Annotated in this window: 17 protein-coding genes; 11 read left to right on the top strand and 6 right to left on the bottom strand. The window is 66.4% G+C overall.

From position 1 onward, the window contains the following. Positions 1-2: 2 nt before the first annotated feature. The 7 genes from AC1DES_RS00260 to AC1DES_RS00230 all read left to right on the top strand — a co-directional run bounded on the left by AC1DES_RS00260 (position 3) and on the right by AC1DES_RS00230 (position 7545). Positions 3-905, top strand: a complete 903-nt coding sequence (locus tag AC1DES_RS00260) for a carbohydrate ABC transporter permease (protein ID WP_476893698.1) — start codon at positions 3-5, stop codon at positions 903-905. After that, a complete protein-coding gene (locus AC1DES_RS00255) occupies positions 905-1816 on the top strand; it encodes a carbohydrate ABC transporter permease (RefSeq protein ID WP_476893697.1) in 912 nt (303 codons plus the stop codon). Before AC1DES_RS00260 ends, AC1DES_RS00255 begins: the two co-directional genes overlap by 1 nt. 29 nt (positions 1817-1845) lie before the next feature. After that, positions 1846-3024 (top strand): Gfo/Idh/MocA family protein, encoded by a 1179-nt coding sequence (locus tag AC1DES_RS00250; protein WP_476893696.1) that lies wholly within the window; start codon positions 1846-1848, stop codon positions 3022-3024. A gap of 53 nt (positions 3025-3077) precedes the next feature. Continuing rightward, positions 3078-4082 carry a sugar phosphate isomerase/epimerase family protein gene (locus tag AC1DES_RS00245; RefSeq protein WP_476893695.1) on the top strand — a complete coding sequence of 335 codons (1005 nt, stop codon included), beginning with the start codon at positions 3078-3080 and terminating at the stop codon, positions 4080-4082. A gap of 48 nt (positions 4083-4130) precedes the next feature. Further along, positions 4131-4829 (top strand): ThuA domain-containing protein, encoded by a 699-nt coding sequence (locus AC1DES_RS00240; protein WP_476893694.1) that lies wholly within the window; start codon positions 4131-4133, stop codon positions 4827-4829. Continuing rightward, on the top strand, positions 4814-5941 hold the full coding sequence (locus AC1DES_RS00235) for a Gfo/Idh/MocA family protein (RefSeq protein ID WP_476893693.1): 1128 nt from the start codon (positions 4814-4816) through the stop codon (positions 5939-5941). The genes AC1DES_RS00240 and AC1DES_RS00235 overlap by 16 nt, the downstream gene beginning before the upstream one ends. 338 nt (positions 5942-6279) lie before the next feature. Continuing rightward, on the top strand, positions 6280-7545 hold the full coding sequence (locus tag AC1DES_RS00230; protein WP_476893692.1) for an FAD-binding protein: 1266 nt from the start codon (positions 6280-6282) through the stop codon (positions 7543-7545). Positions 7546-7705: 160 nt separating this feature from the next. Here the strand turns inward: AC1DES_RS00230 and AC1DES_RS00225 are convergent, their stop codons facing one another. Continuing rightward, positions 7706-8488 (bottom strand): phosphatase PAP2 family protein, encoded by a 783-nt coding sequence (locus AC1DES_RS00225; protein ID WP_476893691.1) that lies wholly within the window; start codon positions 8486-8488, stop codon positions 7706-7708. 254 nt (positions 8489-8742) lie between these two features. On the opposite strand from AC1DES_RS00225, the gene AC1DES_RS00220 reads away from it, so the two are divergent. Beyond that, on the top strand, positions 8743-8952 hold the full coding sequence (locus tag AC1DES_RS00220) for a hypothetical protein (RefSeq protein ID WP_476893690.1): 210 nt from the start codon (positions 8743-8745) through the stop codon (positions 8950-8952). Between the two features lie 153 nt (positions 8953-9105). Here the strand turns inward: AC1DES_RS00220 and AC1DES_RS00215 are convergent, their stop codons facing one another. Next, on the bottom strand, positions 9106-10137 hold the full coding sequence (locus tag AC1DES_RS00215; protein ID WP_476893689.1) for an aldo/keto reductase: 1032 nt from the start codon (positions 10135-10137) through the stop codon (positions 9106-9108). Positions 10138-10159: 22 nt separating this feature from the next. After that, positions 10160-11032, bottom strand: a complete 873-nt coding sequence (locus AC1DES_RS00210) for an NAD-dependent epimerase/dehydratase family protein (protein ID WP_476893688.1) — start codon at positions 11030-11032, stop codon at positions 10160-10162. 153 nt (positions 11033-11185) lie between these two features. Here AC1DES_RS00210 and AC1DES_RS00205 point away from each other — a divergent pair, with 153 nt between their 5' ends. The 3 genes from AC1DES_RS00205 (at position 11186) to AC1DES_RS00195 (ending at position 13378) form a co-directional block, all read left to right on the top strand. After that, positions 11186-11644, top strand: a complete 459-nt coding sequence (locus tag AC1DES_RS00205) for a universal stress protein (RefSeq protein WP_476893687.1) — start codon at positions 11186-11188, stop codon at positions 11642-11644. Between the two features lie 91 nt (positions 11645-11735). Next, complete coding sequence (locus AC1DES_RS00200) at positions 11736-12467, top strand: SRPBCC family protein (protein ID WP_476893686.1); 732 nt, start codon at positions 11736-11738, stop codon at positions 12465-12467. A gap of 89 nt (positions 12468-12556) precedes the next feature. After that, entirely contained in the window at positions 12557-13378 is an 822-nt protein-coding gene (locus AC1DES_RS00195) for a hypothetical protein (RefSeq protein WP_476893685.1), read from the top strand. A gap of 69 nt (positions 13379-13447) precedes the next feature. On the opposite strand, the gene AC1DES_RS00190 is transcribed toward AC1DES_RS00195, so the two are convergent. The 3 genes from AC1DES_RS00190 to AC1DES_RS00180 form a co-directional block, all read right to left on the bottom strand. Then, the gene (locus AC1DES_RS00190) at positions 13448-14800 is read right to left on the bottom strand and encodes a phosphoribosyltransferase family protein (protein WP_476894200.1); all 1353 of its coding nucleotides are present in this window, start codon (positions 14798-14800) and stop codon (positions 13448-13450) included. Positions 14801-14893: 93 nt separating this feature from the next. Beyond that, positions 14894-17629 carry a magnesium-translocating P-type ATPase gene (gene mgtA, locus AC1DES_RS00185; RefSeq protein ID WP_476893684.1) on the bottom strand — a complete coding sequence of 912 codons (2736 nt, stop codon included), beginning with the start codon at positions 17627-17629 and terminating at the stop codon, positions 14894-14896. Between the two features lie 161 nt (positions 17630-17790). Then, positions 17791-18642 (bottom strand): alpha/beta fold hydrolase, encoded by an 852-nt coding sequence (locus AC1DES_RS00180; RefSeq protein ID WP_476893683.1) that lies wholly within the window; start codon positions 18640-18642, stop codon positions 17791-17793. Positions 18643-18673 lie beyond the last annotated feature (31 nt).

The following is an 18673-nucleotide window of genomic DNA, read 5'->3' as shown; positions in this document are numbered from 1 at the left end:
CAGTGTCTGCCTCAACCGGGTCTTCCCGACGGGCCCTCGAAAAGGGCCCGTCGGGGTGGCTGGCCGCCCCAGCCCTCATCTTCTTCCTTGTCTTTGCGATCATCCCGCTGCTCGGAGTGCTCTTTCTAAGTTTCACGAAATGGGATGGTCTTGGCGAAATCAAGCTTGACGGCTTCTCAAGCTGGACCACGGTTCTGACCGATCCGATCACGGGTAATGCCCTCATGGTGACGGCGAAGATTATGGCCTTCTCCTTCGTCGTCCAGGCGCCCATCAGCTTGCTGCTCGGAGTCTTCACCTCCGCCGGACAGAAATACCGTGCGGCTCTCGCGGTCTTGTATTTTGTGCCGCTGCTGCTTTCCTCCGCGGCGGTCGCAATTGCCTTCAAGGCCCTGTTGGATCCCAACTTCGGTCTGGGCCCGGGCCTGGGCCTGCCCATCCTCACCCAGGACTGGCTGGGCAATTCGGACCTCGTGCTCTTCGTGGTTGTCTTCGTGATCGCGTGGCAGTTTGTTCCGTTCCACACCCTGATCTACCAAGGTGGGGTTCGCCAGATTCCAGCTTCACTCTACGAAGCCGCACAGATCGATGGTGCGGGACGCGTGCAGCAGTTCTTCAGCATCACGCTGCCGCAACTGAAGTACACCATCATCACATCCTCCACCCTCATGGTCGTCGGCTCCCTGGCCTACTTTGATCTCGTCTTCGTCCTCACAGGAGGAGGACCGGGTTATGCGACACGCCTCCTGCCCCTTCACATGTACCTGACCGGCTTCAAGGCCAACGATATGGGCGCCGCCAGCGCCCTCGGCGTAATCCTCGTCGTGATCGGCCTCGCACTGGCCCTGATCCTGCAGCGCCTGGGCGGAAAGAACCGAAACGACAGTCAATTGGAAGGTGCCTGATGGCTTCCACAACCCAGCTTCCCACCCGGCCCGCGACCCACGCGGACGGCAGCACGACGCGTCGGCTGAAGAGCCGCCGACAGAAGGGGCCGGGCCGCCTTCGCCCCAACCTCCTTGGTGCCCTGGGCGGGTGGACATGGCTGGCCGTCATCATCGTGCCTATCTACTACGTCGTGGTGACCAGCCTGAAAAACCAGGCCGGCTTCTTCACCTCGAACCCGATGCTGCCGCCAACCGAGCCGACATTGGATAACTACCAGCTCGTGCTGGAAAACGACTTCGTCAAGTACTTCACCAACAGCCTGATCGTCACACTCGGCAGCGTTGTGCCGGCACTCCTGGTCTCATTCATGGCGGCCTATGCCATTGTCAGGGGCAAGAGCAGGTTCCTGGGCTGGACCAACACCTTGTTTCTCCTCGGACTCGCAGTTCCGCTGCACGCCACGATCATCCCGATCTATTGGATGATCACCAGGGCACACCTCTACGACACATTGCTGGCGCTCATGCTCCCCTCGATCGCCTTTGCCATCCCGATTTCGGTCCTTATCCTCTCCAATTTCATGCGCGATGTACCCAACGAACTGTTCGAGTCGATGCGCTTGGACGGCTGCTCCGAATGGGCGATGATGTGGCGGTTGGCGCTGCCGATGACCCGGCCAGCGGTCGTGACTGTCGGTGTCTACAACGCGCTAGGAGTCTGGAACGGCTTCCTCTTCCCGCTCATCCTGACCCAAAGCCCATCCACCCGGGTGCTGCCTTTGTCCCTGTGGACCTTCCAAGGGGAATTCAGCGTCAATATCCCCGCCGTCCTGGCCTCTGTGGTGCTCGCCACCCTCCCGCTGCTGGTGATCTATGTCGTGGCACGCCGCCAACTCCTTAGCGGGCTGACGGCAGGCTTCAGCAAGTAACCGGGCCCAGGCCAACGAAAGGAAACACAATGACCACGGGAAAGCCTTTACGGGTCGGCATGATCGGCTACGCCTTCATGGGCGGCGCCCACTCCCACGCCTGGCGGACCGCGCCCCGGTTCTTCGATCTGCCGATGGAACCCCAGCTCACGGCGGTCGCTGGCCGCAACGAGGAGGCCGTCCGGGCGGCAGCGGCCAAGCTAGGCTGGGCGTCCACGGAGACGGACTGGCGCCGACTGATCGAACGCGATGACATTGATCTGATCGACATCTGCACCCCCGGCAACACACACGCCGAGATCGCAATCGCGGCCCTCGAGGCCGGCAAACACGTCTTGTGCGAAAAACCGCTGGCCAATTCCGTGGCGGAGGCGGAGCGTATGACGACGGTCGCTGAAACGGCTGTCGGACGGGGCGTGTTCTCCATGTGCGGGTTCAGCTACCGCCGCACACCAGCGCTGGCGCTGGCCCAGCGTTTTGTCCGGGAGGGCCGTCTGGGAACAATCCGGCACGTCCGGGCACAATACCTTCAGGACTGGCTCAGCGACGAAAACGCCCCCATGACGTGGCGGCTGGACAAGTCCAAATCCGGGTCAGGCTCGCTGGGTGACATAGGTGCGCACATCATCGATGCGGCCCAATGGATCACGGGCCAGAAAATCACCGGCGTCTCTGCCCTGCTTGAAACCTTCGTCCAGCAACGGCCGCTTGCCGGCGACCTGGTAGGCCTCGGCGGGCACGGCGCCGTCGGCGTAGGGGCTCCGCTCGGCACAGTCACGGTCGATGACGCCGCGATTTTCACCGCCAGATTCGATGGCGGACCCATCGGCGTGTTTGAAGCCACCCGGTACGCACTGGGCCGCAAAAACGCCATGCGCCTGGAGGTCAATGGAACCAAGGGTTCATTGGCCTTCGACTTCGAAGAGATGAACGTCCTGTCCTTCTACGACGCCGCAGACGGCCCCGATGCAGGGTTCCGCCGGATCCTGGTCACCGAGCCAGAGCACCCCTACGCAGGCAATTGGTGGCCCACCGGCCATGGCCTGGGTTACGAGCACGGCTTCACACACCAGGTCGTTGACCTGGTCAACGCCCTCGCAGGAGAACGCCAGCCGGAGCCGTCGTTTGCCGATGCCCTCCAGGTCCAGCGCGTACTGGCCGCCGTCGAGACCAGCGCCGCCGACTCCAGCCGGTGGCAAAAGGTCTGACCAACAATGCTGGAACCCTGAACAGCCCCGAATCCGAGCACGAAGGACGCCCGATGACACGACCCATCACCTTATTCACCGGCCAATGGGCTGACCTGCCTTTCGAGGAGGTGGCGCGCCTCGCGGGAGAGTGGGGTTTCGACGGCCTGGAAATTGCCTGCTGGGGTGACCACCTTGATCCGCGCCGCGCCGCAGAAGACGACAGTTACCTCCAGGGCCGGTTGGACATCCTGGAAAAGAACAACCTCAAGGTCTTCGCCATCGCCAACCACCTCACCGGGCAGGCTGTCTGCGACAACCCCATCGACGAACGCCACCGGGCCATCCTCTCGGACGGCGTCTGGGGCGACGGCGATCCGGAGGGAGTCCGGCAGCGGGCGGCCGAGACCATGAAGGATACCGCCAGGGCTGCGGCCCGTCTGGGGGTCAAAACCGTCACCGGATTTACGGGCTCCTCCATCTGGAAGACCGTGGCCATGTTCCCTCCCGCCTCCGCGGCCATGATCGAACGCGGCTATCAGGATTTCGCGGAACGCTGGAACCCCATCATGGACGTCTTCGACGACGCCGGAGTCCGTTTCGCGCTGGAGGTCCACCCTTCCGAAATTGCCTATGACTACTGGACCGCCAAGCGCACGCTGGAGGCCCTTGGCCATAGGGACAACTTCGGTTTGAACTTCGACCCCTCCCACTTCATCTGGCAGGACCTGGACCCGGTCATGTTCCTGCAGGATTTCGCCTCGAAAATCTTCCACGTCCACGTCAAGGACTCCGTCCGCCAACTCGATGGCCGCAACGGCAGGCTGGGCTCCCATCTGCCATGGGCCGATCCCCGCCGGGGCTGGGACTTCGTCACGGCGGGACACGGTGACGTGAAATGGGAGCCGATCTTCCGCACCCTGAACGCGATCGGCTACCAGGGCCCCACAAGCATCGAATGGGAGGACGCAGGCATGGACCGCATGGTCGGAGCACCCCAGGCCCTTGCCACGGTCAGGGAACTCGCACGCATCGCCCCTCCCCTGGCCGCCTTCGACTCGGCGTTCTCAAGCCACTGACCAGCACGCCTTGCGGCCCAGTGCCGTGACCCAAGCAAAGGAAATCTCATGACAGAGCAGAAGACCGCACTGGTGGTCCGGGGCGGATGGGACGGCCATCAGCCCGTGGAGGCCACCGGGCTCTTCATCCCGTTCCTCAAGGACCACGGCTACGCCGTCCGGGTGGAGGAGTCCCCTAAAATCTATGCTGACGCCGAGTACATGGCAGGCGTGGACCTGATTATGCAATGCATGACCATGTCGACCATCGAGAAAGACGAGTTCGAGGGGCTGCGCACCGCTGTCCGGAACGGTACCGGCCTGGCCGGCTGGCACGGCGGCATCGCGGACTCCTACCGCAACACCTCGGACTACCTCCACCTGATCGGCGGCCAGTTTGCCTGCCACCCCGGAAAACACCCGGACGAGCTCACGGGCGAACAGCCGGACAACTATGTTCCCTACACCGTCAACATGCTCCCGGCCGCCGCGGACCATCCAATCACCCGGGGCATCGGAGACTTCGACCTGGTCACCGAACAGTACTGGGTGCTGACCGATGACTACATCGACGTCCTGGCCACCACGACACAGAAGGTCCGTGAATGGGACCCCTGGCACCGTGAAGTGACCTCGCCCGCCATCTGGACCCGGCAGTGGGGCCAGGGCAGGATCTTCGTCGCTACCCCGGGGCACAACATCGAAATCCTCCAGGACAGCAACGTCCGAACCATCATCGAAAGGGGCCTGCTGTGGGCAAGCCGTTAAATGTAGGAATCATCGGCTGCGGGGCGATCATCGCCCAGTATCTGGCCAACTTCCGGCGACTCGAGGACATCAGCCTGGTGGCCGTCGCCGACCTCGATCCGGCACGGGCGCAGGCCGTCGCCGACGGCTACGACGGAGTACGAGCGATGTCCGTCGATGGGCTGCTGGCCGCCGCTGACGTGGACCTGGTCCTGAACTTGACCATCCCGGCCGCGCACGCCGAAGTGGCCCTCAAGGCGATCGCCGCCGGCAAGAGCGTCTACGGCGAAAAGCCGCTGGCGGCCACGACCGCCGAGGCCCGGCAGGTACTGGAGGCAGCGCGGGTCGCCGGGGTCGCCGTCGGCTGCGCCCCGGATACCGTTCTGGGGACCGGTGTACAGACGGCCCGCAAGGCGATCGACGACGGCCTGATCGGCGCACCCGTATCTGCGACAGCCACGATGATGACGCCCGGCCACGAACGTTGGCACCCGAACCCTGACTTCTACTATCAGCCAGGCGGCGGACCGCTCCTGGACATGGGACCCTACTATGTCAGCGCCCTGGTTACCCTGCTTGGGCCGGTAGTCTCGGTGATCGGTGCCGCCAGCCACACCCGGAGCCAGCGCACCATCGGATCGGGTCCGCGCGAGGGCGAGGTGGTTCCGGTCAACACCGACTCGCACGTGACGGGGGTCCTGGTCCATGCCAGTGGCGCGTTGTCGACGCTGGTCATGAGCTTCGATGCGGTGCAGACGAAATCCTCAAATATCGAAGTCCATGGTGAGCTGGGGTCCCTGATCGTCCCGGACCCGAACCACTTCGACGGCGACGTTGAAGTCTTCACGCTGGGCGCCGACGCCTGGGTGACTCTTCCGGTTGCGGCCGGGTACGTTGACTCCGGCCGGGGGTTCGGCATCGCGGATCTTGCGGCGACGCCCGCCGGCGAGGAACCGCGCGCGGGCGGCCTGCTGGCCTACCACGTGCTCGACGTGATGGAATCGGTGCTCGAATCGGCCCGCAACGGATCCGCTGTCTCGATCCAGAGCACCGTATCGCGGCCGGCTCTCGTGGAATTGACCATCTTGCCGGGCACTGCGGTGGACGAACAGGTGCAGGGGATCACTGCGTAGGGTCGCCGCGACCTGGGAAGACGGTGGTGACGGCGGCGCCGGACAGCGCAGCCGTCACCTCGGCCTTTGCTACGGGACACTCCCGTTCGGGAACCGGTGTGCCACCTGGTCGCGACGGCGAAAACTGTGCCGCTGGCCGCGGCGACACAGCACGCGTGATTTGTTGATTACACAAACATATTACGAATCTTTGTGACGTTATCCATGTTTTCTGGATCGTCAGCCGCACTGTAGCGGAAAGAATAATCCATAATTGCTGGAGCCTGGATCCCTCCGTTTTTATGTTGTTTAGAACATCAAATCACCCGCAACAGCCACACCCTAAGGATGAAAGCGCGATGGAGCAGCTCGTGACAGAACGCAACTGGGCCGGAAACCACACCTACCGGGCCCCGCTGATCGCCCACCCGGCCAGCGTGGACAAACTGCAGGACCTGGTTGCCGGCGCCAGCCGGATCCGGGCGCTGGGATCCCGCCATTCGTTCAACGACATTGCGGACTCGTCCGGAACCCTGGTCGTTCTTGACAGGCTGGATGCCGGCATCGAGATGGACACGCACAACAGGACAGTGACCGTCAGCGGGGGCACGCGTTACGGGACCCTCGCGGCCGAACTCCAGCACCAGGGCTTCGCCCTGCACAACCTGGCCTCCCTGCCCCACATTTCCGTGGCGGGGGCGGTAGCGACGGCGACGCACGGTTCCGGAGATTCCAACGGCAATCTGGCTACCGCCGTCGCGGGTCTGGAGATGGTCACCGCAGATGGAACGATTCTCTCCGCCCACCGGGGCGACGCCTCCTTCGACGGCATGGTCGTGGGATTGGGAGCCTTGGGCATAGTCACCCGCTTGACCCTGGACATCGAACCAACCTTCCAGGTCAGCCAGCGTGTCTTTGAGCGCCTGGACTGGGAACAGGTGCTGGAAGACTTCGACCTGGTGACGTCCGCCGCGTACAGCGTCAGCCTGTTCACCGACTGGAGCGGATCAACGGTTGGCCAGGCGTGGCTCAAGAGCCGCTCCGGGGACGCCGCGCCGGACGGCGCGTCAGCCTTCTTCGGCGGCACTCCCGCCATGGCGGCCATGCATCCCCTACCGGGAGTATCCGGCAGCAACTGCACGCAGCAACTTGGCATCGCGGGCCCCTGGTCGGACCGGCTGGCCCACTTCCGGATGGAATTCACACCAAGCCGGGGCGATGAACTGCAAAGTGAATACCTGATTCCGCGCGAACATGCCGGGGACGCCCTGCGCACCATGCGCAAGCTCTCGGACGTGGTGACCCCGCTGCTGCTGGTCGGCGAAATTCGCACCGTGGCGGCTGATGAGCTGTGGCTGAGCCCGAACTACGGACGCGACGGCATAGGCCTGCACTTCACCTGGCGCCCCGACCAGCCGGCCGTCGAGGCCATCCTGCCCCTGGTTGAAGCGGAGCTGGCCCCCTTCGCAGCCCGGCCGCACTGGGGAAAGCTGTTCGACGGCGGCGCTTCCGCCCTCGCGCCCCTGTACCCGCGCTTCGGGGACTTCACCGAACTCGCGGACCGGCTGGACCCGGCGGGAAAGTTCCGCAACCCCTTCCTGGACCGCACCGTGTTCGGCAACTGATAGTGTCCCGATGACGCCCTCCACCAGCCAGCAGCCGGAGCCGCAGAACTGGCCTTCACCCAGTTCCTCGCGGACCCGGCAGGCCTGGGCACGCTTCGCATTCCCGGCCCCCGGAACCGCTGACACGCCCAGCGAACCCGGCCGGCAAGTCCTGGCGTGGTCAGTCGTGGCTGGTGTCGGCTTTGGAGAGAGTACCCGTGATCTGCTCCCCCGCTATGCGGGCGGTCCGCCAGGTGTCCAGCGCCATGGCCGCGCCCAGCACCACCAGTGAGATGGAGAACGACGCCAGGGCATCGGTCATCCAGTGGTAGCCGAGGTAGAGCCTACTGACGGCGGCGAAGAAGATACCGATCCCTGCCACAATGAACGCGACGACGGCGGACTTGGGGTTCTTCCTGCGCGAAAAGACGAGGAACGTCGTGACGAGCAGGAAATCGCAGGCGCCCAGCACGTGGCCGGACGGGAAAGAGAACGTGGAGTCGGCGCCGAAGAGCATCAGATTCTCCGGGGGACGGTGGCGTTCGACGATGTGGCCGATGACCTGGGCGAGGATGACGCCGGTCAGCATGGCGCCGGCCAGCAGCATCGGCCGCCAGGCGTGCTTGGCCAGGATCCCCCAGGCCACGGTGACCACGAGCACAATGATCGGCAGGCCGATGGGGCCAAAGACGATCGCGAGAAGGATCATGATGGTGGTGGTGGGTTCCCCGCGGAGGGTCACGAGCCAGCTCCGTACGGGCTCATCGCCCGCCGAAATACCGCCGTGCTGGAGCACGCCGGTGAGGATCACGGCGAACAACACGGCGCCGGCCATCATGAGGGCAATGGCGATGCGGTAGAGGTTCCTGCGTGCCGGTCCGCTCATGAAGCGCTCCTCCACGACGAACTTCTCGTGGAACGTCGCCCACCAGCCCTGCGGCTTCCCTGTTTGATCCTCTGCCATGGTCCCGTCCCGCCTCTGCACTCTATGGATATCCCCCGCTGAAGATTATCCCCGTTCTGCGGTCTTGCGGGTGCCGGTCCGGCCTGCAGGTGTCGGAAATCTGTGTATCCGCAGGTCGAGGCGGTGCGCCGTGCTGCCGGGGAGATTTTGCCCCGCACCGGGGCCTGACCCGGATTTGACGGCCCCATAAATATGACGTTAGTGTTCCTGCAGCTATTGGGGCCAGAGATAGAAACTCCAAGAAAGATCGTGCTATGACCACAGCTACCGAGTGCATTGAGATCCAAGTCGACAACCGGCGGATCCTGGACGAGCGTCTCAACGACGCCGTACGGGGCCTGCAGCAGATCGCGATGGCCACCGGCACCCACGGCATCCTGCTGACGCGCCACAAGCCGGGCCACTACACCGCGGCGCTTTCGGACCAGGTGCCCTTCGGCACGACCCGAGAGCTCCTTCACTAGGGCCGACACCGGGAGAGCCGCAACAAGCCAGGTCCCGGGCAGCTGAGCTTTGACTCGCCGCCCGGGACCTTTTTTGCCCTCACGGCCAACGCGGGATCACTCCGCGCCCATCCGCGGTGGGACAGGCGCGCTAAGTGACCCCGCGTTGCCGGTTTAGCGGCCGCCTTCGAGTTTCCTGCTGCGCTGCTCGTGCGCCATCGGCCCGTACGGGTACACCCCGACGCGCGGGCGGCTGGCCTCGGTCAGCCGCTCCGTCTCCCCCGGGGTGAGGACGAGATCCGCTGCCGCGAGGTTGTCGGCGAGCTGGGCAGTCGTCCGGGCGCCCAGGATCACCGACGTCACGGCAGGTCGGTCGGCCAGCCAGGCCAGCGCCACCTGCGACGCGCTCACGCCGTGGCGGCCGGCGATTTCCTCCACTTCCTCAATGACCTCCCAGGTGCGGGCGTCAGCGTTCCGGGCCTTCCACGCCTCCATGCCGCGGTCCGGGTTTTCGCCCAGGCGTGTGGCGCCGGTGGGCGGCTCGTCGCGTTTGTACTTGCCCGAGAGCCAGCCGCCGCCCAGCGGCGACCAGGGCAGCAACCCGATTCCGGCGTCGAGCGAGGCCGGCACGATCTCGGATTCGATCTCGCGAACCAGCAGGCTGTATTGCGGCTGCAGGGTCACCGGGGCGCTCCAGCCGTGGGCTTTCGCCAGGTGGACGGCCTTGGTCAGTTGCCAGCCCAGGAAGTTGGAGAACCCGTAGTAGGCAATCTTTCCGCTGCTGACGGCGTCGTGCAGGAAACGCAGGGTCTCCTCAAGCGGCGTGATCGGGTCCCAGGCGTGGAGCTGGTAGAGGTCGATCTGCTCGACCCCCAGCCGGCGCAGTGAGTCATCGAGCGCCCGGGTCAGGTGCCGGCGGGAGGTGCCGACGTCATTCGGGGCCGTCCCCATGGGGAACCGGCCCTTGGTGGCGAGCACCACGTTGTCCCGGGCCTCCGGCCGTTCGGCCAGCCAGCGCCCGATGATCTCCTCGGAGACGCCGGAACTGTAGACATCGGCGGTGTCGATGAAGTTGCCGCCGGCCGTGAGGTAGTCGTCGAGGATGGCGCGGGACTGCTCTTCGGTGGCTTCAGCGCCGAAGGTCATGGTGCCCAGCGCATAGTTGGAGACGATGGCGCCGCTGTTGCCCAATGTGCGGTATTGCATGGAGCTCCTTAGTCTTAGGGGGTCAGTCTTCCGTGGGGGAAGTGCGGTTCGAGTGGTAGGCCCGCCAGCTGTGCTCGGGGGCGTAGCCCAGGAGGCGCTTGGCCTTGTCGATCGAGAGCATGGTCTCGTGCTCGCCAAGATCCTTGACCACCTTGACGTTCGGGAACACCTCGGCTGCCAGGCTGGCGCTTGAGCGGCTCATCACGGTGTCCTCGTTGGCGATGATGAAAGCCTCGAAGCCGGGCTTGGCGTTCTCCAGCGCCCGTGCCACGGCCTGCCCGCCGTCGCGGCCGTCGATGTAGCCCCACAGGTTCCACTTGCGCAGCGTCGCGTCGGCATCGAAGGCGGGGAAGGCCTCGTAGTCCTCCGGATCCATCACGTTGGAGAACCGCAGGCCTGTGATGCTCAGCTCCGGGTCCCAGCGCGTGAGCTGGATGGCCATCTGTTCTTCAAGGTGCTTGACCAGCGAGTACGTGCTTTCCGGCCGGGCGGGGTAGTCCTCGTCGACGGGGATGTAGGGAGGGTCGACGTCGAACGGCAGTCCCAGCACCGTCTCGCTGGAGGCATACACAATCTTCTTGATCCCGGCCCGGCGGGCCGCCTGGAACACGTTGTAGGTGGCCTGCATGTTGTTCTCGAACGTGGCGGCGTCGGGGGCATGGCCGGGCGCCGGGATAGCAGCCAGGTGCACCACGGCATCGAAGCCGGCGTGCCGGTCCTCCAGGCCCAGGAACACGTCCACCACCTGGCCGTAGTTGCGCAGGTCCACTTCGGTGTAGCCGCGCCCGCGCTCTCCGGCGCGGTCCAGGTTGGTGACTTCATGGCCGTCCTCGCTCAGCCGCCGGACGACGCTCCGGCCCAGCTTTCCGCTTCCTCCGGTAACAGCAACTCTCATCAGGATCTCCTTAGGGTGGTCGTTGTACCACCCTAAAGGTGGCCGCGGGTCCTGCGCAGCCCCGGCCCGGCGAGTCCGGACCCGGCCGCGGGACAGCGGCACGGTGACTTTTGGCCCTAGGCGCCTCCGGACCGCGAGGGGCAGGCTGGGGCCATGAACGGTGATCAGCGCATAGTCGTGGGCGTGGACGGTTCCGAGTTTTCCACGACGGCCCTCCGGCTCGCCGGGCGCGTGGCCAGCAGTTTGAACGCTCCGCTGGAGGTGGTCACGTGCCTGGGCACCTCGGATTTCTTCCTGGCGTCCCATCTCCCGGAGGAGAGCACCCCCACCACCACGCAGCTGGAGGAGACCGCCAAACGCCTCGTGGACCAGGCCCTTGAGCGTGCCTTCGGGGACTCGCGTCCGGAGGGGCTCACCCGGTCGGTGAAGTTCGGGCCGCCGGCCAAGGTTCTCGTTGATGAAAGCCAGGATGCCCAGATGCTCGTGGTGGGAAGACGCGGGCAGGGCGGTTTCCTGTCGCAGGTCATGGGGTCGGTCAGCTCTGCCTGCGCGGCGCACGCCCACTGCCCCGTGCTGGTGGTTGGCCAGGAATCCGGCGGGCAGCAAGCCTGACATAGCGGCGCTTGGCGTGCACCGGCGTCCGGGTCCCGTCCCGCCGTGCGCGCTGGCCGTATCAGAACCGGCATCACAAAGGGGACATCCGATGACCAGCCTGCACGCCCCCGTCCGGCTGCGCGGTCCGCTGGCGGCACTGGCCGCGGCGGCAGCAGGAGCAACGTACGTCCTCGCCCTCCGGCCTTGGCTCCTCCGCTGGGGCGCGACCACACAGGAAGCGGCAGGTCCGCTGCCGGGGGACGATCTCGTTCCCGTACCGCGCATGCAAAGCACCCGCGCCGTCACCATCGCGGCGCCAGTCTCGCACGTCTGGCCCTGGCTCATCCAGCTGGGCGCCGGCCGGGGCGGCATGTACTCCTACGATTGGCTCGAAGACGCCGTGGGCCTCGGTATTTGCAGCGCCGACCGGATCCTCCCGGAATTCCAGCAGCTGCGCGTTGGCGACAGCATTCCGCTGGCGCCCGACGTCGGACTGCCCGTGCGGCTGCTGGATGCCGAGGCGGCGCTGGGCCTCGGCGGGGTGATGGATCCGCGCAGCGGGAAGATCTCGGCGTCGGGCGGCCCGATGACGTCCCCGCGGCTGGAGCTCGGCTGGACCTTTGTCTTGCGGCCGGTCAACACCCACACCACCCGGCTCCTGTCGCGGACCCGGTACGACTATGCCCCCATCGTTTGGGGCGTTGCCCTCCGCCCGCTCCTGGAACCCGTGCAGTTCCTGATGGAACGCCGCATGCTCTTGGGGATACGGTCCCGGGCAGAGGGCCGCCGGACCAAGGGCCGGGCTGCAGCTGGGCCGCACCGCGCCTCTCGGCCTGCATGACTTTGGGCCCTACACCGTCCCGATCCGCGGACCTAACCTGACTAGATAAGGGGGGCGGACAACCGCCCCGCGGGACCGGGAGGCAGACGGTGAAATCGTCAAGAAGCAGCATCGTCGCAGGCATCGTCCTGATGGTGGCAGGCATCCTGATGCTTCTGGACCTGCTCGGGGTTCTGGACAGCGCCGCCCTGGTGTGGCCGCTGATCTTCGGCGCGGCCGGCGTCGTGTTCCTCGGGCAGTTCGTGCGCAGCAGGAGCAACTGGTGGGCGGCCATCCCCGGTTCTGTCTTCCTTGGACTCTCCGCGGTCATCCTGGTCTCCCGGTTCTGGGCCGGCCCGGCCGCTGACCGTGCCGGGGCCTTCCTGTTCCTGTTCATGGGGGCCGGATTCGGCGCAGTGTACCTCCGCGAGCGCGCCAACTGGTGGGCGTTGATTCCCTGCGGGGTCATGCTCACCCTGGCGCTGATCGTGCTACTCCCGCCGGAGCTGCAGGGCATGCCGGTGGCCGCCGTCCTGTTCCTGGGCCTGGCCGCCACGTTCGCGGTGCTCGCCTTGGTGCCGGTCCATGTTCCCGTCCACCCCGGCAGTCCCGCAGCGGGGCCAGTGCCGGGTAGGCCTGGACCCCAGTCCCCCCTGCCGTGGTCGGCGCAGCCCGGCCCCGCCGCTTCAGGGTGGTCCGCGACGAATGAACCAGTGCCGGCAACGCGGATGAGGTGGCCGCTGATTCCGGCAGCCGTCCTAGGCCTGATGGGCCTGGTTTTTGCCCTTCAGGCGACGGCACTTCTATCGGCGGTGGACTTCGTGGTCCCGGTACTGCTGGTGGCGGCAGGCGTGGCGCTGCTTGTTTACGCCTATCGCGCCAGCGCCTATCACTCCCGTCATGGCAGCCACGGGAAAGCGCACGGCGCCTGAGGGTTCAGGCGTCCCGGTTCGGACAACGGCGGCCGTCCGGGTGTGCCGCATGGTTGGCCCGGGACGGGGTTACGCCCGAGACCTGGTGTCCGGCGCCAGTAGGTATTGAGCGAACCAGTCCCTCGCGAGGATGGCGGCCGCTGCCAACGTGCCCGGCTCTTCGAACAGGTGGGTGGCGCCCTGCACCACGGCCAGCTGGTTGGGGCACCGCAGCATCGCCTTGGCCTTGCGGTTGAGCTCCAGGACCTCGTAATCGAAGTTGCCGACTATCAGGAGCGTCGGTGCGGTCACGGCTGAGAGACGGGGGCCCGCGAGGTCGGGCCGGCCGCCGCGGGATACGACGGCGGCGATCCGGGCGGACGGTTCGGAAGCTGCCCACAGCGCGGCTCCGGCGCCCGTGCTTGCACCGAAGTAGCCCACCTTGGAGTGGGCGGTGTCCGCCCTTGCCGCGAGCCAGTCCGTGGCCGAAGACAGCCTGCGGGCCAGGAGTTCGATGTCGAAGACGTTGGCACGGTAGCGCTCCTCCACCGGGGTCAGCAGATCCAGCAGTAACGTGCCAAGCCCGGCCTGCTGGAGCACGCCGGCCACGTAGCGGTTCCGCGGGCTGTGGCGGCCGCTGCCGCTTCCGTGGGCGAACAGCACCACCCCCTTGGCCGGAACCGGCAGGTGCAGCTGGCCCTGGAGCCGCACCCCGCGTGACGGGATTTCCACTTCTTCGTCTATATCCGCGGCACTGTGGGCCTGGGCGGCGCGGGCGTTCCGGGAAGTCGGGGGCGCGTCCTGCAGGCGTTTGGCCGCGAGGTCGAGCAGCTGGACCACCTCGTCGTCTTCGGTCGGCGAGAAGTCACGGTAGTGGTAGCCGACGGCGGTGAACTGCCGGGGCGTGGCCAGGCAGATCACCTCGTCCGGTTCCGTCAGGTTCGCGAGGGTCTCGGCGGGGGCCACGGGGACGGCAAGGATTACCCGTGCGGCGCCCAGCGTCCGGGCCACCCGGCACGCCACCCGGGCCGTCGAGCCGGTGGCGATCCCGTCGTCGACAATGATCGCGATCCGTCCGGTGAGGTCCTGGCGGGTCCGGCCCTTCCGGAACTGGACCACCCTGTTTTCCAGCACCGCCCGCTCGTGGTCCTCGACAGCCTGGAGTTCGTTCTCGTCCACCCTCGCGTGCGCCAGGACCTCTTGATCCAGGACCCGCGCGCCGCCTTCTCCGATCGCCCCCATCGCGAGCTCGGGCTGGTAGGGAAGTCCCAGCTTCCGCACCACGATCACGTCCAGGGGCGCGTCCAGGGCCGCGGCCACCTCGAAGGCGACGGGGACGCCGCCTCGGGGTAGGCCCAGGACCACGATGTCCTGGCCGCGGAGTTCCGCCAGACGCCTGCCCAGTTGCCGGCCGGCGTCGACCCTGTCTGCAAAGATGCTCATCAGTTTGGCTTTCCAGTCGAAACCTCGGCCGTCGGCCTCATCAGTCACTTGTTCCTTAAGCCGGGGAACGGACCGGGCGGCCGCTCCCTCCAACTATCCGCCCATCACCTTGGACGGGTGAGGGCCTTTATGCCCGGTTTTGCGTCGGCGGCGCCGGCCCGGGCCCCGGTTGACGAGCAGCGGCCTGGCCTCCGGGATGCTGAAGCGTGCGGCCCGGCGGCTGATGTGGTGGCTCGGGCCGCGGCGCCGGACAGCGGCGGGCCGGGCGGCGGCAGGCTGCTGTGCGGCACGGGCGAAGAACCAGCGTTTGGCCGTTTCCACCAGGACCAGATACACCACGGTCATTCCGAGCAGGGCCAGGAAGAACGGCACGGGCAACGGGTCGAACCCGAGTACTCCGGCCAGCGGAGAAAGCGGGAGGAACACGCCCAGTGCCACCACGCCCAGGGAGGCGCTGAGCAGGCCGATGGACGGCCGGCTGCGGAAGAACGGGACGCGCCGGGTCCGGATGGCGAAAATGATCAGCGTCTGCGTCGCGATGGACTCGATGAACCATCCTGCCCGGAATTCCCCGGGGACGGCGTTGAACGCGAACAGCATCAGGGCAAACGTGGCGAAGTCAAAGAGCGAGCTGATGGGGCCAAAGAGGAACATGAACCGCCGGATGAAGGCGATGTTCCAGTGCGAGGGCGCTACCAGCTGCTCCTTGTCCACGCGGTCACCGGGGATGGCGAGCTGGCCTGTGTCGTAAAGCAGGTTGTTCAACAGGATCTGCCCCGGCAGCATGGGCAGGAAGCTCAGGACCACCGAGGCCGTGGCGGCGCTGAACATGTTGCCGAAGTTGCTGGACGTCCCCATGAGGACGTACTTGATGGTGTTGGCGAAGATCCGCCGCCCTTCCATGACGCCCTCGGCCAGCACGCCCAGGTCCTTGTCCATCAGCACGACGTCGGCAGCGTCCTTCGCCACGTCGGTGGCGCTGTCCACGGAGATGCCGATGTCCGCGGCATGCAGCGCCAGCGCGTCGTTGACGCCGTCGCCCATGAAACCGACTGCGCCCCCGCTCTGCCGCAGCAGCCGGATGATCCGCGCCTTCTGCTCAGGCGAGACGCGCGCGAAAATGCTCGCCTCCCGGGCCGCGGCACTGAGCTCCTCGTCCGACATCGCCTCCACCACCGCACCGCTGAGCGTTCCGCCAGAGAGCACGCCGAGTTCGTCGCAGACCTTTTCGGCAACCTTGGCGTTATCGCCCGTGGCGATCTTGACCGTGATGCCGAGCGCCGCCAGCTGATCCAGCGACTCCCGGGCATTGGCCTTGGGCCGGTCCAGGAAGATGAGGAATCCGGACAGGGTCAGATCCTTCTCGTCAGCCGGCGTCAGATCCACCAGTCCCCCGGCCGGGCGGCTCGCGACGGCCACCACCCGGGACCCGGCGTCGAACTGTTCATCCAGCATCCGCTGAACCCCGGGCGGGGTGTCCACGCACAGCGCGAGGACCTCTTCCGGCGAGCCCTTCGTGACCAGGCGGGCGGCACCGCCGTCCTCCCGGACCAGCACGCTGGTCCGGCGCCGCTGATGATCGAAGTCGATGACGTCCACGCGGTCGTAGCGCGACGGGTCGAAGGCTGCCGCGTCAGCTGACGCCCACAGCGCGGCGTCCAGCGGGTTCAATCCCACGGTGGACAGTTTTGCTTCGGCGTATTCGGCCTCGGTCGCGAGCAGTCCCTGGGTGAGCAGTTCGCCGGGAGTGGACTTGGCGCCCGCGGGCAGCGCAGCGGTGAAGCTGATCCTGCCCTCGGTCAGCGTCCCGGTCTTGTCCGTGACCAGGATGTCCATGTCGCCGAGGTCCTCGATGCAGACCAGGCGTTTGACCAGGACCTTCCGTTTCGCCAGTTGGCGGGTTCCCGTCGCCAGGCTGGTACTGACCACCGCAGGCAGCAGCTGCGGGGTGATCCCCACGGCGATTGCCAGCGAGAACAGCAGCGACTCGATCACGGGCCGTTGCAGCAGCAGGTTCGCGACGAAAATGAGCGACGTGAGTCCGATCGCCACCTGCAGCAAGAGGAACGAGAAGCGTTTGAGGCCCAGCTGGAACTCAGTCTGGGGCTGTCGCTCACCGAGGCCAAGGGCGATCCTGCCGAATTCGGCCCGTCCGCCGGTGGCGACCACCACCCCGGTGCAGCTGCCGGACTGGACTATGGTTCCCATAAAGAGGCAGCAGGTCAGGTCCGCCAGCGCCGCGCCTCCGGGTACCGGCGCGGGGTCCTTGGCGACGGGCAGCGATTCCCCGGTCAGGATGCTTTCATCGCACAGAAGGTCCTTCGCGCTCAGCAGCCGGATGTCGGCGGGGATGATCGCGCCGATCCCCAGATGCACGATGTCGCCGGGCACGAGATCGGTAACGTCGACTTCGCGGACGGTCCCGTCGCGGACGACGACAGCGCGGTGGGTGACACGCGAATGCAGGGCCTCGGCAGCGCGTTCGGCCCGGAATTCGTTGCTGAATCCCAAGCCGATGCTGACCAGCAGGATCACCCCGATCACGATCGAGTTCGTAGCGTCCCCGAGGAACAGGGAGAGGGCGGCCGTGATGAGCAGGAGGATCAGGATGGGGCTGCGCAACTGCCGGCCCAGCACCGCCCAGCCGCTGGCCTCATGGGTGCGAACAGCGTTCGGCCCGAGCTCCACGAGCCGTTTATCCGCCTCCGCGGCGGTGAGTCCGTTCACGCCGGATCCCAGCTGGTCCAGCACGGTACCGGCGGGGATCCCGGCGGCGTCGGCGATTGCCAGCGCGAGGGAGTGCGACTCCTGGACGTCGAGCTCTGACATGCTGCATCCGTTCGGAAAAGTTAAGTTACCGTCAGCGTACGTCTTCATGCTGAACGCGTCCCCGAATGCGTCACAGGGCGGATGCCGGATTGCCCGTCCAAAAGGTCCGGATTCGGCTGTATATAACCATTTCGACGCCTGAACGCCCTCTTGCGGCGCTCCTACGCCGTGAACTCCTGCGGGGTCTCCCTGGCCGGGACAAGGCCGGCGAAGGACGCGATGGCCCCGGCGACCTCAACGGCACGGTTGTGCTGCACGACGTGCCCGGTTCCCTGGATTTCGAGGAACCGCCCCGCTGTGGCCCGCCCGGCCAGCCGGCGGCACCAGCCGGCGGTGGCGACCGGATCGTGGGCGCCCCGCAGCACCAGGACCGGCGATTTCACGCCGGTGATGCGCTCTTCCGTGGGGTAGTTCATCATGACCTGCAGGGTCTCGAGGTACCAGGACGGACCGCAGCGCAGGTAGTCAGTGAAGACGAGGATGTTCGAGGAGGGGCTCTCGAAGAACAGGCAGTCCAGGCCGAGGGCCAGGGCCTGCTGCGGCACTGTCCGGCGCCTGGAATCGACCACCGGCCCCATCAGGACCACGTGCGGGATCCGTTCCGGCTGCTGGATCGCCGCCTCGACGGCGAACTGTGCCCCCATCGAGTGCCCCACGGCCACGAACTCCCGGACGCCGAGCTGTTCCATGGCACCCACGATGTAGGTGGCGTGGTCGGCCACTGTCAGGGGATGCTCGGGCCGGGGCGTGGCCCCGAAGCCGGGCAGGTCGATCGAGTAGGTGTCGGCTGATGCCGCCAGCAGCCCGTGGAGCCGCCGCAGGTAGCGGTGCGAGGCGCCGATCCCGTGGATGAGGACGACGGCGGGTGCGGCGCCCGGCTGGTCGCCGGTCCCGCTTTGTGCCGCCGCGCCTGGACCGCTGCCGGCCTCCCGCCGGGAGGCGAACACCTGGCCGATGTGTCCGCTGACCTCGATCTCGTGGCACACAGGGTCATTGGGAATTGAACGGGGCATTGACTGACAGTACCTTCCGACGTTGAATATC

It is taken from the genome of Arthrobacter sp. 05T442, assembly GCF_056395945.1.
This window is presented reverse-complemented; position numbering and strand designations above follow the sequence as displayed.